The organism is Neptunicoccus cionae, from assembly GCF_014643735.1.
In the GTDB taxonomy this organism is placed as follows: Bacteria; Pseudomonadota; Alphaproteobacteria; order Rhodobacterales; family Rhodobacteraceae; genus Amylibacter; species Amylibacter cionae.
In genome coordinates this window covers 918,815-932,860 of record NZ_BMKA01000002.1, presented here as the reverse complement: position 1 = coordinate 932,860, position 14,046 = coordinate 918,815, and the positions used below count along the sequence as shown (strand labels likewise).

The window sequence follows — 14,046 nt, the reverse complement described above, 5'->3', positions numbered from 1 at the left end:
TTGAAACAGATATTACCGCGCCAATTACAAAAGGAATATACCCATGCGCCCTTCCGGCAGAACAACAGATACACTGCGCGAAATCTCTATCGAAACCAACGTTACAAAACACGCCGAGGGCTCTTGCCTGATCAAATGCGGCGACACCCATGTTTTGTGCACGGCATCCCTTGAAGGCCGCGTGCCGCCTTGGATCAAGGGCTCTGGTCTGGGCTGGGTCACTGCGGAATACGGCATGCTGCCGCGTGCCACCACAACCCGCAACCGCCGCGAAGCTGCGGCTGGCAAGCAGTCCGGCCGCACACAGGAAATCCAACGCCTGATCGGTCGCTCCCTGCGCGCTGGCGTGGACCGCGTTGCCTTGGGCGAACGCCAGATCACCATCGACTGTGACGTCATCCAAGCAGACGGCGGCACCCGCTGCGCGTCTATCACTGGTGGCTGGGTTGCCCTGCGTTTGGCCGTGAACAAGCTGTTGAAAGCCGGTGATATTAAAGAAGATCCGCTGACAGATCACGTGGCTGCTGTGTCCTGTGGCATCTATGCAGGCCAGCCTGTTCTGGATCTCGACTATGCCGAAGACAGCGAAGCCGGAACAGATGCGAACTTCGTAATGACTGGGTCCCGTGGGTTGATCGAAATCCAAAGCTCTGCAGAAGGCGCTACCTTCAGCCGTGATGAATTCAACGCACTGCTGGATCTGGCTGAAAAAGGCGTGGACGATCTGGTTGCCGCGCAAAAAGCAGCTGTGGCCTAATCCATGCGCAAGCTGACTGAAAAGAAAATTGTCCTCGCGTCTCATAACGCGGGGAAATTGCGTGAGATCGCAGAGCTGGTAAAACCCTACGGGATCGACGTCGTTTCCGCTGGCGATCTGGGTCTGGAAGAGCCGGAAGAAACCGAAAGCACCTTTGCTGGTAATGCACGGATCAAGGCACATTTCGCTGCGAAGGCGGCCAACCTTCCAGCCCTGTCCGATGACAGCGGAATTGAGGTTGATGCGCTTGACAAGCAACCTGGCGTCTACACGGCGGATTGGGCGGAAACCCCCAATGGTCGCGACTTTCCGATGGCCATGACCAAAGTATGGTCCCTCCTGGAAGAAAAGCAGGCCGCAGAACCACGGACTGCCCGCTTCTGCGCGACACTTTGCATTGCATGGCCGGACGGGCACGATGAAGTGTTTGAAGGCACCGTCGAAGGCCGTATCTCATGGCCGATGCGCGGCGATCAAGGGTTCGGCTTTGACCCGATCTTCATTCCCGACGGATATGACGAAACTTTCGGCGAAATGGATCCCGCACAAAAAGCCGCGATGAGCCACCGCACCGTCGCCTTTGCCAAACTGAAAGCGGGATGTCTTGACGACTGAAGATTGGCAAAACGCCGGTTTCGGCGTCTATGTGCACTGGCCCTTCTGCGCCGCCAAATGCCCCTATTGTGATTTTAATTCACATGTTCGCCAATCCGTAGACCAGACCGCATGGGTCAGGGCCTTTGTTGCAGAGATCAAAGCAACGGCGGCCCTAACCCCCAACCGCACTGTAGACACTATTTTCTTCGGCGGCGGTACGCCCAGTCTCATGCTACCCGAAACTGTAGACACTATTATCCAAGAAATCGGCCAGTATTGGACTCTTTCTCCCAACGTAGAGATCACCTTGGAAGCCAATCCAACCTCGGTTGAAGCAGGCCGGTTTAAGGGCTTCTCGGATGCAGGGGTTAACCGGATCTCTATGGGCATACAGGCGCTGAACGATACGGACCTGCGCGCGCTCGGCCGCATGCACAGCGTTGCAGAAGCCCGACAAGCCTTTGACGTTGCTAAGAAATACTTCGACAACGTCAGCTTTGATCTGATCTACGCCCGTCAAAACCAAACACTGTCCGATTGGCGACAAGAACTGACGCAAGCCATTGATATGGCGGTCGATCACCTGTCTTTGTATCAATTGACCATCGAACAGGGCACGCGGTTCGGTGACCTTTTCGCGCGCAAACGTCTTCGCGGCCTCCCCACGGACGAACTGTCAGCCGATCTCTATGATCTGACCCAAGACGTTTGCGCGGAAAACGGATTGGTCGCTTATGAAGTCTCAAACCATGCGCGTGTCGGGGCTGAGTGCAAACACAACCTGATTTACTGGCGCTACGGGGACTACGCCGGTATTGGGCCTGGTGCCCATGGACGCCTATCCCTTAACGCAGGCAGGGTTGCGACGGACGCGCCATTGTTACCGGAAAACTGGCTTGAAACGGTCGAAAGGGACGGCACTGCAAACCGCGTAGCAGAAGAAATCTCACGAGATGATCAGGCAGCTGAATACGCGATGATGTCTTTACGCCTATCCGAAGGCTGTGATCTGGAGCGAGTGGAGGCAATTTCACCGCGGAGACTTGATTTGGACGCTGCACGAGAGCTGATCCAAGACGGGTTTCTAAGCCAAAGCAACTCACATCTTCGCACCACCGGTCAAGGAAAAATGGTGCTAAATGCAATTCTTGGTAAACTCTTAGCTGGCGAGCAAAACTGATGCGTGGAATTTGGTTTATTTTTGGTGGTTTAAGCCTGCTCGCCGCGCTCATCGGCGCGGTTCTACCGCTTCTTCCAACTGTACCATTTCTTTTACTTGCGGCTTTCTGCTTCGCCCGATCGTCCCAGCGGGCCCACGATTGGCTGACCCAACACCCCCGACTTGGGCCACCGATCAAAGACTGGAACGAAAAAGGTGCAATCCGGAAACCAGCTAAAATCGCAGCGACGGTTTGCATCGCTGCAAGTCCAATCCTGACTTACTTTTTGGATGTACCGCTGTGGGCATACATCACGCAGCTCGCCGTGCTTTGCTGCGTGATGTTGTTTATATGGACCCGGCCGAACGGGTAGCGGACAGCATTTGGCACAAAGCATCCAAATCATCAAACGATGCGTATTTGATTGAAATGGAACCGGATTCGGTGCCGGCCTTGTGATCAATACTAACTTTCATCCCCAGATTTGCTGAAAGATCGGTTTCCAAAGATATGGTATCACTGTCTTTTGCCAGCTTAGGCGTCTTCGGCTTCGGTGGAGTTTGCCCCTTTTTGAGCAGCGCTTCGGTCTGGCGCACAGACAAGCCTTTATCGACAACTTGCCGTGCCAGTTCCAAAGCATTCTCGGCAGGCACCAAAGCCCGCGCATGACCGGCTGTCAGCCGCCCGTCGACCAACATATCTTGCACGCCAGTCGGCAGATTTAGCAACCGCATAGAATTTGCCAGATAGCTCCGACTTTTGCCAAGCGCTTCGGAAAGTTTTTCCTGCGTGTGGCCGAATTTCTCCATCAATTGATGATAGCCAAACGCCTCATCCACGGGGTTTAGATCCGCGCGCTGAATGTTCTCGATGATCGCAATTTCAAGGACTTCCAGATCGTCCATCTCACGGATAACAACGGGAACTTCGTCGATCTTTGCAGTCTGGGATGCGCGCCAGCGCCGTTCCCCCGCAACAATCTGGTATTCGCCCTTATTATTGGGATCAGGGCGCACGATGAGAGGCTGAATGATCCCCTTAGCCAAAATCGATTTAGCCAGGTCACGCAGCTCAACATGATCAAACGTCCGCCTAGGCTGATCAGGGTTAGCATGTACCTTCGTAATTGGAACCATCTTTTCGCTGCTGCGAGGGCCCTCTCCTGCTACGTCCTGTGTCGCAGTCGGTTCATTAATATCTGCCATTAGCGCGGACAATCCACGGCCGAGACCTCTTTTTTCATTCTTCTTGCTCATTTAAGTTTTCCTCACCCGTTACGTCGGTTCTTGCACACGTCGGTTTTCACGCCTCAGGAATTCCGCCGCCAATTTCTGATAAGCTACGCTGCCCCGACTTCTATGATCATAGAGAATTGCCGGCATGCCGAAAGATGGCGCTTCGGACAGACGCACATTTCTGGGAATGATCGTCGAGTAAACCAAATCACCAAGGTTTTCCCTGACGTCTTGCTCCACCTGTTGAGACAGATTATTCCGGCCATCAAACATCGTTAGCACGATCCCTTCAATTTTGAGGATCGGATTAAGGCTTTGGCGCACTTCCCGAATTGTCAGCATGAGTTGGGACAGCCCTTCAAGCGCAAAGAACTCTGCCTGTAAAGGCACAATGACGGATTGGCTCGCCGCCAGCGCATTCAATGTCAAAAGGTTCAACGACGGCGGGCAGTCCACCAGAACATAATCAAATTCGTCGTCAAAGTTGTTGAGTTCTTCGAGCGCTTTTCTCAACCGAAGTACCCGTCGTTGATCATCAACCAACTCCACGTCAGCCGAACTAAGATCAACTGATGACGGCATTAGAAACAGGTTTGGAACCTGCGTTCGCATGATTGCTTGTTCAATAGGTGTTTGATCAACCAACACATCGTACATTGTGACCGTACGCTTTGTGGGATCTATCCCGAGCCCCGTTGAAGCATTTCCTTGAGGATCGAGGTCCAACAACAGCACTCGTTTTCCAACAGCTGCAAGTGCTGTTCCAAGATTTATTGCCGTAGTGGTTTTCCCAACCCCGCCTTTTTGATTGGCGATAGAAAGTATTTTGACCGGCTTTAAGCCGTTATGTTCTGACACGCTCGATTTCCTTGACCCGCAAAACCGTTCCATTTACATCGGTTTCGCTGGCGAATTGCTCCGCTTCGAATGTCCAAAACCGACTCGCCCCACCTATCTCAGTTTGGCAATTTTGACCCTTCAGATAAAGGCATATCCCGTCTTTTTTCAGAAAAGTTTTCGACATCTCAAGGAGATCACTCAGCGGAGCCAGCGCGCGTGCAGAAACTATATCAGCTTCTACAGCATCGAAATCCTCAATACGCATAGTATGGACGATGACCTTCACCCCTGTTTCACGTGAAACATTTCTCAAAAAGGCTGACTTTCTCGCATCGCTTTCAACTAAGTGGAAGTCCGAGCCTAGCGACTGTTCGGCTGCTAAAATAGCTAGTACCAGCCCCGGAAAACCCGCACCGGAGCCAATATCAACCCAAGACTGAAATTCTTTTCGATGCTGCCAGAGCTGCATGCTGTCCGCGAAATGACGAACTGCAGCGCTGTCTAATGTGGATTTGCTAACGAGATTAATTGTCGGGTTCCACTTTTGGAGCGCTTGCGAATAGATGTGTAGCCTCTCAAATGTTTCACGTGAAACATTAAAGTGCTTGCAGACGGCTGCCAAGTCGAGAACGGAACTTAACATGCTGTTTTCGCGACATTAAATTGCTTTACACGGCCAAGCAAAAGTGTGAGAGCCGCTGGTGTCATCCCGTCGATACGGCCCGCCTGCCCCAGAGTTTCAGGCCTAGTTGTCTCCAGTTTGGATTGTAACTCCTTCGATAGACCGGAGATACCAGTAAAAGGAAAATCTGCAGGAATCAGCAATTTCTCATCCTTTTGCACAGCCGAAACATCTGACGCCTGACGCTGGATGTAGTTGGCGTACATCGCATCGTTCTGCACCTGCTGGGCGACTGCGGGTTCCAATTTCGCCATGTCGGGCCAGAGCCGGCCAAGCGTTTCCAGCGATACGTCTTTGTACGACAGAAGTTCCAAGCCATTCCGTCGAACACCGTCCTGATTAATTTTCACACCGGTCTTGGCAACTTCGTTTGGTGTAGCCGTTCTCTCGGTTAGCTCATCCCTCGCGGCGTCCAGTTTTCCAATCTTGCCGCCAAACACTTTGGCACGTTCAGTCCCAACACACCCGAGCGAAATCCCCATTGGTGTAAGACGCTGATCAGCATTGTCAGCGCGCAAGGACAATCTGTATTCTGCCCTAGAGGTAAACATTCGATAAGGTTCAGTGACGCCGCGTGTTGTGAGGTCATCAACCATCACTCCGATGTAGCTTTCGGCGCGGCTGAAATGGACCGGACCATTTTGTTGCGCAGACCGCGCGGCGTTAACGCCAGCGACCAAACCCTGCGCTGCTGCCTCTTCGTAACCCGTTGTACCGTTTATCTGACCGGCCAGAAACAGACCGGGCACTGTGCGAACCTGCAATGTTGTGTCCAGTGCCCTCGGGTCTACATAATCATATTCGATGGCATATCCGGGCTGGAGGATTTTAACATTTTCGAGCCCCATAATTGATGTCACGTAAGCTTCTTGCACATCGACCGGGAGCGATGTTGAAATGCCATTCGGGTAGATTGTCGGATCGTTCAAACCCTCAGGTTCAAGGAAAATCTGATGGCTGTCTTTCTCACCAAATCGAACGATTTTATCCTCGATGGACGGACAGTACCGCGGCCCTACGCCATCGATGTGTCCGCCATACATAGCTGATTTTTCGAGGTTTTTCTCGATGATCTCATGCGTACGGCTGTTTGTATGCGTTATGCCGCAGGATACTTGTGGCGACATAGCTTTAGTCGATAGGAATGAAAAAAGGCTTGGAACATCATCCGCTGCCTGCAACTCTAAACCATCCCAGTTTATCGTTCGACCATCCAGTCTCGGTGGTGTGCCGGTTTTTAAACGCCCCAAAGGAAGATCAAAGCTGTCCATCCGACTTGCAAGATCCAGCGCAGGTTTATCACCCATACGTCCGCCCGGTTTTGAGACGTCGCCGATATGGATCACGCCCCGCAGAAATGTTCCCGTGGTGAGAACTACGGCGGCTGACTTAACCTCACTGCCATCGGCCAAGACGATACCGGCTACACTATCTCCGGACATCAAGAAATCTGTCACCTCTGACTCGATGACCTCCAAGCCATCACGGCCTGTAAATTCCTTTTGCATAGCGTCGCGATAAAGTGAACGATCTGCCTGCGTCCGAGGCCCCTGGACCGCTGGACCCTTACGACGATTCAATAAGCGGAATTGGATGCCTGCTTGGTCAGCGACCCGTCCCATGACTCCATCAAGCGCGTCGATCTCTCTGACGAGGTGGCCTTTGCCCAAGCCCCCAATTGCGGGGTTGCAGGACATCTCTCCAATTTTCTTAAAACTGTGCGTGATCAAAGCCGTCCGCGCGCCAGTACGCCACGCGGCTTGGGCGGCCTCCGCCCCAGCATGTCCGCCGCCAATTACCACAACATCAAAATCGCATTGTTTCACGTGAAACATTCCCGTTGCTCGCGCCTATTTCCCCAAACAGAAACTGGCAAAAATTTCGTCTAGTAGATCTTCAACCCCAACACGACCTATGATCGAGTTCATAGCGTGGATCGCTGAATGCAGTTCCATCGCAATCAGCTCGCTTTCGCCATCACTTGTTATCAGTTCCTGCGCCGCGTTCATATACCGCGTCGCTAGCTTCATCGCAATACGGTGACGTTGCCGCACTGCCGATTGCGTGATCGCCACGCGAGAGCCCAGCGCAGAAGTTATATGCCGTATCATTTGGTCCATCCCTGCACCAGTTTTTCCTGATACGCCTGCCGATATCTCGGAATCTGCTTTTCCTAATAAAACAAGGTCGTCCGGTTGGATTGTGATACCAAAATCCCTGGCGTGTCCCTGTTCTGTGAGGAAAATCCTAAGGTCCGCAGATTCGGCACGATTGCGTGCCAGCTCAACTCCGAGCGCTTCAATCGTATCGGCGGTTTCCCGCAGGCCGGCTGTGTCCAGGACCGTGACCGGGATACCCTCAAGGTTCATTCGAACCTCAATCACGTCACGAGTCGTTCCAGCTATCTCTGAAGTAATCGCGGCTTGTCGTCCCGCCAAAGCGTTTAGGAGGGTGGATTTTCCGATGTTAGGTGGCCCGATGATGGCAACCTCGAAGCCGTCCCGTACACGTTCGGCCACAAAACTTCCGGCGATTTCTTTTTCAAGATCCGCCTTTACGCTGTGCATAAGTGCGGCCACTTCAGGACTGACATCTACCGGTACATCTTCATCGGCGAAGTCGATGGTCGCTTCGATAAGGGCAGCAGCGCGGATTAAGTCCACGCGCCATTTCTCTACTTTTTCAGTCAACCCACCGTCCATCAAGGCAAAGGCTTGACGGCGCTGTGCTTCAGTCTCAGCTTCGATCAGATCGCTTAGGCCCTCAACCTGGCTAAGGTCCAGCTTTTCGTTTTCGAGGGCTCTGCGGGTAAATTCTCCAGGTTCTGCCAAACGTGCGCCCGTTTTTGACAAGGCTTCTTGCACAGCTTCAATGACTGCAGGACTGCCGTGGCATTGGAGTTCCACCACGGGTTCTCCAGTAAAGCTGGCGCCTTCTGCAAACGTCAGCACGAGCGCCTGATCCAAAACGATACCGTCTACGCTTTTTAGCAATCGCAAACCGCGGCTTTGCGGCAAGGACGAGCAGAGCTGTCCTACAACAGTAAAAGCGGCGTCCCCTGATATACGGATCACGGAAACGCCGGCTTTACCCCGCGCCGAAGCAAGGGCATAGATTGTATCTGACATGTTTAAACCTTTGAATCAAAAGGCTAAATGTGGAAGAGATGGCCCTGCCACTGTTTGGTTAGGTGTTCATAGAATCAAAGAATTCCGCATTGGACTTGGTCTGCTTCATTTTCCCAAGCAGGAATTCAACAGCATCGGTAGTGCCCATCGGGTTCAGAATACGGCGCAAGACGAAGGTTTTTGTCAGGTCGCCCTTATCCACCAGAAGCTCCTCTTTCCGCGTACCGGATTTTAGAATGTCGATGGCAGGATAAACCCGTTTGTCCGCAATTTTACGATCAAGAACCAGTTCGCTGTTACCGGTCCCTTTGAATTCTTCAAAGATAACCTCGTCCATGCGTGAACCTGTATCGATCAGCGCCGTTGCGATGATGGTTAGGGAACCGCCTTCTTCGATATTACGAGCAGCCCCGAAGAAGCGCTTAGGGCGCTGCAGGGCGTTCGCATCCACACCACCGGTCAGAACCTTACCAGAGGACGGTACAACCGTGTTAAAGGCGCGCCCAAGGCGTGTGATGCTATCCAGAAGGATAACAACATCCCGTTTATGCTCCACCAGTCGTTTCGCCTTCTCGATAACCATCTCGGAGACGGCAACGTGGCGTGTTGCGGGTTCGTCAAAAGTAGAGGATACAACCTCACCCTTAACAGAACGTTGCATGTCGGTAACTTCCTCCGGCCGTTCGTCGATCAGCAGAACGATCAGATAACACTCGGGGTGATTCTTTTCGATGCTCGCCGCGATATTCTGCAGGATCATCGTTTTACCCGTCCGCGGAGGCGCCACAATCAGCGAGCGTTGGCCCTTGCCGATTGGCGCAACAAGGTCGATTACACGAGGTGTCTTATCCTTGATCGTAGGGTCTTCGACTTCCATTTTCAGACGCTCATCAGGGTAAAGCGGCGTCAGGTTGTCGAAATGGACCTTATGTTTCGCGTTCTCTGGATCGCTGAAGTTGATCGTCGTCACTTTGGTCAGCGCGAAGTAGCGCTCGCTTTCATCTGGCGCCTTGATGACGCCTTCCACAGTGTCGCCTGTCCGCAGCGAGTGTTTGCGGATCTGGTCAGGACTTACATAAATGTCTTCAGGACCAGGGAGATAGTTGGATTCAGGGGAACGCAGGAAACCAAAACCGTCCTGCATCAGTTCAAGCACACCATCGCCGGAAATCTCGGCACCGTCTTCGGCCATTTCCTTGAGGATGGCGAACATCATGTCGCCTTTGCGCATGGTCGATGCGTTTTCGATCTCCAGCTCTTCTGCTTGTTTCAGCAGATTTGCCGGGCTCATCGCCTTAAGTTCGGACAGGGAGACTTTTTCCGGTTCCATGTGAAATATCCTTATGACGCCCACCGGTCCGGTCTGCGTGTAACTTCTGTGTTCTGGGGGTAGCAGCCTATAACGCGGTTGGGGAAACCAGGCTGTTTTTTTGCCTTTTAGGGGAAAACACCAGTCCTGTCAATTTTGCCCTGAAACCCCTTAAAACGGACGCACCACGATCATCGTGACAATGATAATCATTAAAACCGTCGGCAGTTCATTCATGATCCGATAAGACCGCGCGCTGCGTGTATTCTGATCTGCCGCGAACTCCTTTCGCCGTTTCGCCAGCCAATGGTGGTAGTGGGTCATTCCCAAGACCATCACAGCTTTGACCCAAGGATAGAACGAAGCCCAATCCACTATTCCCGGTGTGAACGCCAGCATCAGGCCAAAAACCCAAGTGGCGATCATTGCCGGATTCATAATCAGCCGTAAAAGCCGGACTTCCATGCCTTTGAAGACTTCGCTTGTCTCTGATCCCACCGGCCCGTGTTCCACATGGTTCACGAATAATCTGGGAAGATACAGTAGCCCCGCCATCCAACTGATTACGGATAAGATATGGAGGGTTTTCACCCACGGGTAAACCGTCGCCAGAAGATCAGTCATTATCTTTTCTTAAGCCAATTTTAAGTTTCACGGGACAGAGTGGTTTTACACACGGGTTCGATACACACTCAATAAATATAATAGATTTAAGAAAGATGTTTATGGAGTAGGGAAACCCGAAACCTGTGGATTAAATTTCTATGCACAGGTTAAGGCCTTTTTTCTGCCGTATTGATAACTCCTCACGTTTCCAACCACAGCCTGTGTGCAGCAACAGAAAAGCCCTGTTTTTTAAGGTACGGTCTAGGGTGAGTCCTGTGGATAACTCTGTGTGCAAAAAAGGATTAGGGGATTCAGCCCACAGAATCGAACCGTTTATGGTATTCTTTCCCCCCTGTTTAAAACTTCGGTATCACTGGGGATAAATCCGTGGAATATCCACGGAGCCAAAAGTGCGGGGGATAACCGTGGAAAACTCCAGAGAGTTCAGGCCGATTCGTCCACAGGCTCTGGTTCATGGTTTTAAACTGCGTTAGGCACACAAATATGACAGTCATCGTGGAAAAAAAATAATGACCCAGATTGTGCTTGCCTCCGGTTCACAGATTCGCGGCGCCATGTTGCGGGATGCAGGGGTCGAATTTACCACTGATGTGCCCCGTGTGGACGAAGAATCGATTCTCCTGTCGCTTCAGGCGGAAGGGGCAAAGCCCGGTGATATTGCCGATACATTGGCAGAGTATAAGGCGCGCAGGATTGCGGACCGTCATCCTGCGTCACTGGTGATCGCGGCGGATCAGGTTCTGACCTGCAACGGACAGGTCTATAGTAAGCCGAAATCCATCGATGAAGCCCGGGAGCATTTGAAATCCCTGCGCGGTCAGGGGCATCAGTTGTTGTCCGCTGTTGTGGTCTATGAAGAGACCAAGCCCGTCTGGCGCCATATCGGGCGCGCGCAACTGGCGATGCGGGACTTTTCCGACGATTTTCTTGAGGATTATCTAGAAAAAGCAGGTGACACGGTTTTGTCTTCAGTCGGTTGCTACCAGCTTGAAAACATTGGAGTTACGCTTTTCTCACGGGTGCAGGGCGACTATTTTACCATTCTGGGCCTGCCCCTGTTAGAGGTTCTCGATTTCTTGCGCAGTAGAGGAGCGATCCAATCATGAAGAACCCCCGTGTGCCACTGGCCGGCGTAATTGGGTGGCCAATTTCTCACAGTAAATCCCCGCGCATTCACGGCTATTGGCTCGCGCAACATGATATCGCGGGGCACTATGTGCCGCTTGGCATCGAACCGGCGGATTTTGAAGAAATGATTCAACAGCTGCCAAAGCTGGGATTTGTCGGGGCGAATGTAACGATTCCTCATAAGGAAACAGCGCTGGAGCTGGCGGCAGAGGTCACGCCCCGTGCCAAGATGATTGGTGCGGCGAACACGCTGGAATTTCTACCGGACGGCGGGTTTCGGGCGGATAACACGGACGGGATCGGTTTTATCAATAATCTGCGCCAGAATGCGCCGGATTGGGACGCTGGCAAAGGTCCGGCGCTGGTTCTGGGCGCAGGCGGGGCAGGCCGCGCGGTTTTGTGGTCGCTGCTGGATGCGGGCGTGCCGAAAATCCTGCTCGCCAATCGGACACGGGGCCGGGCAGAGGCTTTGGCAGACGAATTTGGTCCAAAAATCAGTGTTTTGGGGTGGGATGATATTTCTGAAGCCACCCGTGAGGCGGCTTTGGTGGTTAACACGACCTCTCTTGGGATGCGGGATCAACCGCCTTTGGACATTACGCTTAATTGCGCGGCGGGTGCGCTGGTGACCGATCTGGTTTATGTGCCGATGACAACTGATCTGTTGCAACAGGCGCAGGATAAGGGCCTGCAAACGGTGGACGGGCTGGGAATGTTGTTGCATCAGGCTGTTCCGGGGTTTGAAGCGTGGTTCGGGGTTCGCCCGCAAGTAACCGAGACCCTGCGAGAGGTTGTTTTGAAGTGAAGCAAAGACCGTATATACTTGGGCTTACAGGCTCTATCGGCATGGGAAAGTCCACTACTGCAGAGCGGTTTGCGGATCGCGGGATACCTGTGTGGGATGCGGATGCCACTGTGCATCAGCTTTATTCTGGCGACACCCCCGCAGTGCGCCAGATTGCTGAAATGCTGCCGGAGGCGGTGGAAAACAAGACGGTTAACCGTGACACGCTGAAGGCTGCAATCGCCAAAGACCAAAGCATCCTGAAAAAACTGGAGCAGATCGTACAGCCTCTGATCGCCCAAAGCCGCGCAGATTTTGTGGCGGAAGCACGGGATAATGACGTCGATATTGTCATCATCGACCACCCGCTTTTGCTGGAAAGCAGTTCGGAACGCTATTGTGACGGGGTTCTTGTGGTGACGATCGACGCCGCAGAACAACGCCGCCGTGTCCTGGAACGTGGCACAATGGACGAAAAAACGCTGGAAATCATCCTTGCAAAACAGATGCCGGACGCCGAGAAACGCAAACGGGCGGATTTCATCGTTGAAACCACCACGCCAGAGGCCGCAGAACGGCAGGTAGACGCCGTGATTGCGAAGATTAAGGACAGTTGTAATGCGTGAAATCGTGATGGATACGGAAACCACCGGACTGGACCCGAGAACCGGCGACCGGATCGTGGAAATTGGTGGCGTGGAGCTTTGGAATCACCTGCCCACCGGCAAGACCTACCACCAGTACATCAATCCAGAACGGGACATGCCGCAAGAAGCGTTCGATGTGCACGGGCTGTCGATTGATTTTTTGCGGGACAAACCGGTTTTTGCCAAGATCGCGCAGGAGTTTCTGGATTTTGTCGGGGATGCCAAGCTGGTGATCCACAACGCGGCATTCGACATGAAGTTTCTGAACGCGGAGCTGGGCTGGCTGAACATGGCCCAACTGCCCTATTCACAAGCGATTGATACCTTAGACATTGCGCGGCGGAAATTTCCGGGTGCGCAAAACTCCCTTGATGCACTGTGTCGCCGGTTTGGGATCACGACAGAACGCGCACTGCACGGGGCATTGCTCGACAGTGAAATTCTGGCGGAAGTCTATCTGGAACTGATCGGCGGTCGGCAACCGGACTTTGCGCTTGGGATTGTCGGGGGGACCGACAGTGACAAGGCAGGATCGGCGAGCAACTGGACAGTTCCAGCGCGCCCAAAAACACTTCCGCCCCGGATAACCGAGGCGGAAAAAGATAACCATGATGCGTTCATCAAGACCCTTGGTCCTGATGCAGCGTGGCTTAATTCGTAGGCGCTTGTTCAGCGGCGGCCTGCTGGCGGCGCATCAGTTCAGAACGGTAAAGCTGCATGAAATCAATGTTGTCGATGTTCAGCGGCGGGAAGCCACCGTCTGCTGTCACGTCCCGTGCTATACGGCGCACGAAAGGGAACATCATGCGCGGGCATTCGATCATCAGGAACGGGTGCAACTGGTCTTCGGGGATGTTTTCAATCTGGAACAGACCGGCATAGTCGATTTCTAACAGAAAGACAGCCTGCTCATCGGATTTGGCGCTGACGTTCAGCTTTAGGGCAACTTCGTAGCCGTTTTCGCTCTTTTTGGCAGCGTCCAGATTAACCTGAACATTCACTTCCGGTTTCAGATCGCCGCCCAGATTTTTCTGTGCTGCAACATTCTCAAACGAAAGATCTCGGATGTACTGGTTAACGATCTTCATTGCGACGGGCTTTGCTTCTTGTGCCGCGCCGTTATTTTCTTCGGCCATGCCTAAACTCCCAATT

Annotated in this window: 16 protein-coding genes; 8 read left to right on the top strand and 8 right to left on the bottom strand. The window is 52.8% G+C overall.

Features of this window, described 5'->3' with window-relative positions; translation table 11 throughout:
* The first annotated feature begins 43 nt into the window (after positions 1–43).
* Genes rph through IEX10_RS09740 form a run of 4 tightly spaced genes read left to right on the top strand, consistent with a single transcriptional unit; the run spans position 44 to position 2,887 of the window.
* A complete protein-coding gene (rph, locus tag IEX10_RS09755; protein WP_188673986.1) occupies positions 44–757 on the top strand; it encodes a ribonuclease PH in 714 nt (237 codons plus the stop codon).
* Positions 758–760: 3 nt separating this feature from the next.
* Complete coding sequence (rdgB, locus tag IEX10_RS09750; protein WP_188673984.1) at positions 761–1,372, top strand: RdgB/HAM1 family non-canonical purine NTP pyrophosphatase; 612 nt, start codon at positions 761–763, stop codon at positions 1,370–1,372.
* Positions 1,362–2,534, top strand: coding sequence for a radical SAM family heme chaperone HemW (hemW, locus tag IEX10_RS09745; RefSeq protein ID WP_188673981.1), 1,173 nt, complete (start codon positions 1,362–1,364; stop codon positions 2,532–2,534). Before rdgB ends, hemW begins: the two co-directional genes overlap by 11 nt.
* Positions 2,534–2,887, top strand: coding sequence for a YbaN family protein (locus IEX10_RS09740; protein WP_188673978.1), 354 nt, complete (start codon positions 2,534–2,536; stop codon positions 2,885–2,887). The genes hemW and IEX10_RS09740 overlap by 1 nt, the downstream gene beginning before the upstream one ends.
* Here IEX10_RS09740 and IEX10_RS09735 read toward each other — a convergent pair.
* From IEX10_RS09735 to hemJ, 7 genes are all read right to left on the bottom strand, one after another.
* Positions 2,862–3,770 carry a ParB/RepB/Spo0J family partition protein gene (locus tag IEX10_RS09735; protein WP_188673976.1) on the bottom strand — a complete coding sequence of 303 codons (909 nt, stop codon included), beginning with the start codon at positions 3,768–3,770 and terminating at the stop codon, positions 2,862–2,864. The two genes, IEX10_RS09740 and IEX10_RS09735, sit on opposite strands and share 26 nt — an antisense overlap.
* 18 nt (positions 3,771–3,788) lie before the next feature.
* Positions 3,789–4,607: a ParA family protein gene (locus tag IEX10_RS09730; protein ID WP_229678496.1), complete on the bottom strand. Its 819-nt coding sequence runs from the start codon at positions 4,605–4,607 to the stop codon at positions 3,789–3,791.
* Positions 4,594–5,232, bottom strand: coding sequence for a 16S rRNA (guanine(527)-N(7))-methyltransferase RsmG (gene rsmG / locus IEX10_RS09725; RefSeq protein ID WP_188673970.1), 639 nt, complete (start codon positions 5,230–5,232; stop codon positions 4,594–4,596). Before rsmG ends, IEX10_RS09730 begins: the two co-directional genes overlap by 14 nt.
* Positions 5,226–7,106, bottom strand: a complete 1,881-nt coding sequence (mnmG, locus tag IEX10_RS09720; protein ID WP_188673967.1) for a tRNA uridine-5-carboxymethylaminomethyl(34) synthesis enzyme MnmG — start codon at positions 7,104–7,106, stop codon at positions 5,226–5,228. Before mnmG ends, rsmG begins: the two co-directional genes overlap by 7 nt.
* 15 nt (positions 7,107–7,121) lie before the next feature.
* The gene (gene mnmE / locus IEX10_RS09715; protein ID WP_188673964.1) at positions 7,122–8,399 is read right to left on the bottom strand and encodes a tRNA uridine-5-carboxymethylaminomethyl(34) synthesis GTPase MnmE; all 1,278 of its coding nucleotides are present in this window, start codon (positions 8,397–8,399) and stop codon (positions 7,122–7,124) included.
* 58 nt (positions 8,400–8,457) lie between these two features.
* Complete coding sequence (gene rho, locus IEX10_RS09710) at positions 8,458–9,729, bottom strand: transcription termination factor Rho (protein ID WP_188673961.1); 1,272 nt, start codon at positions 9,727–9,729, stop codon at positions 8,458–8,460.
* Between the two features lie 150 nt (positions 9,730–9,879).
* Positions 9,880–10,332, bottom strand: coding sequence for a protoporphyrinogen oxidase HemJ (gene hemJ, locus IEX10_RS09705; RefSeq protein WP_188673958.1), 453 nt, complete (start codon positions 10,330–10,332; stop codon positions 9,880–9,882).
* 512 nt (positions 10,333–10,844) lie between these two features.
* Here hemJ and IEX10_RS09700 point away from each other — a divergent pair.
* From IEX10_RS09700 to dnaQ, 4 genes are read left to right on the top strand one after another with little or no spacing between them, the layout of a single operon-like run.
* Entirely contained in the window at positions 10,845–11,441 is a 597-nt protein-coding gene (locus IEX10_RS09700) for a Maf family nucleotide pyrophosphatase (protein WP_308420694.1), read from the top strand.
* Complete coding sequence (locus tag IEX10_RS09695; protein WP_188673956.1) at positions 11,438–12,268, top strand: shikimate dehydrogenase; 831 nt, start codon at positions 11,438–11,440, stop codon at positions 12,266–12,268. The genes IEX10_RS09700 and IEX10_RS09695 overlap by 4 nt, the downstream gene beginning before the upstream one ends.
* Entirely contained in the window at positions 12,265–12,873 is a 609-nt protein-coding gene (gene coaE / locus IEX10_RS09690; RefSeq protein WP_268237041.1) for a dephospho-CoA kinase, read from the top strand. Before IEX10_RS09695 ends, coaE begins: the two co-directional genes overlap by 4 nt.
* Positions 12,866–13,555: a DNA polymerase III subunit epsilon gene (dnaQ, locus tag IEX10_RS09685; protein WP_188673952.1), complete on the top strand. Its 690-nt coding sequence runs from the start codon at positions 12,866–12,868 to the stop codon at positions 13,553–13,555. The genes coaE and dnaQ overlap by 8 nt, the downstream gene beginning before the upstream one ends.
* On the opposite strand, the gene secB is transcribed toward dnaQ, so the two are convergent.
* The gene (secB, locus tag IEX10_RS09680) at positions 13,545–14,030 is read right to left on the bottom strand and encodes a protein-export chaperone SecB (RefSeq protein ID WP_188673950.1); all 486 of its coding nucleotides are present in this window, start codon (positions 14,028–14,030) and stop codon (positions 13,545–13,547) included. The genes dnaQ and secB overlap by 11 nt on opposite strands.
* Between the last annotated feature and the right edge of the window lie 16 nt (positions 14,031–14,046).

What these genes read in the sequence shown, in the direction of transcription:
- rph (WP_188673986.1), top strand. Translation starts at nt 44, where the DNA reads ATGCGCCCTTCCGGCAGAACAACAGATACACTGCGCGAAATCTCTATC.
- rdgB (WP_188673984.1), top strand. Translation starts at nt 761, where the DNA reads ATGCGCAAGCTGACTGAAAAGAAAATTGTCCTCGCGTCTCATAACGCG.
- IEX10_RS09740 (WP_188673978.1), top strand. Translation starts at nt 2,534, where the DNA reads ATGCGTGGAATTTGGTTTATTTTTGGTGGTTTAAGCCTGCTCGCCGCG.
- IEX10_RS09735 (WP_188673976.1), bottom strand. Translation starts at nt 3,770, where the DNA reads ATGAGCAAGAAGAATGAAAAAAGAGGTCTCGGCCGTGGATTGTCCGCG.
- rsmG (WP_188673970.1), bottom strand. Translation starts at nt 5,232, where the DNA reads ATGTTAAGTTCCGTTCTCGACTTGGCAGCCGTCTGCAAGCACTTTAAT.
- mnmG (WP_188673967.1), bottom strand. Translation starts at nt 7,106, where the DNA reads ATGTTTCACGTGAAACAATGCGATTTTGATGTTGTGGTAATTGGCGGC.
- mnmE (WP_188673964.1), bottom strand. Translation starts at nt 8,399, where the DNA reads ATGTCAGATACAATCTATGCCCTTGCTTCGGCGCGGGGTAAAGCCGGC.
- rho (WP_188673961.1), bottom strand. Translation starts at nt 9,729, where the DNA reads ATGGAACCGGAAAAAGTCTCCCTGTCCGAACTTAAGGCGATGAGCCCG.
- hemJ (WP_188673958.1), bottom strand. Translation starts at nt 10,332, where the DNA reads ATGACTGATCTTCTGGCGACGGTTTACCCGTGGGTGAAAACCCTCCAT.
- IEX10_RS09700 (WP_308420694.1), top strand. Translation starts at nt 10,845, where the DNA reads ATGACCCAGATTGTGCTTGCCTCCGGTTCACAGATTCGCGGCGCCATG.
- IEX10_RS09695 (WP_188673956.1), top strand. Translation starts at nt 11,438, where the DNA reads ATGAAGAACCCCCGTGTGCCACTGGCCGGCGTAATTGGGTGGCCAATT.
- dnaQ (WP_188673952.1), top strand. Translation starts at nt 12,866, where the DNA reads ATGCGTGAAATCGTGATGGATACGGAAACCACCGGACTGGACCCGAGA.
- secB (WP_188673950.1), bottom strand. Translation starts at nt 14,030, where the DNA reads ATGGCCGAAGAAAATAACGGCGCGGCACAAGAAGCAAAGCCCGTCGCA.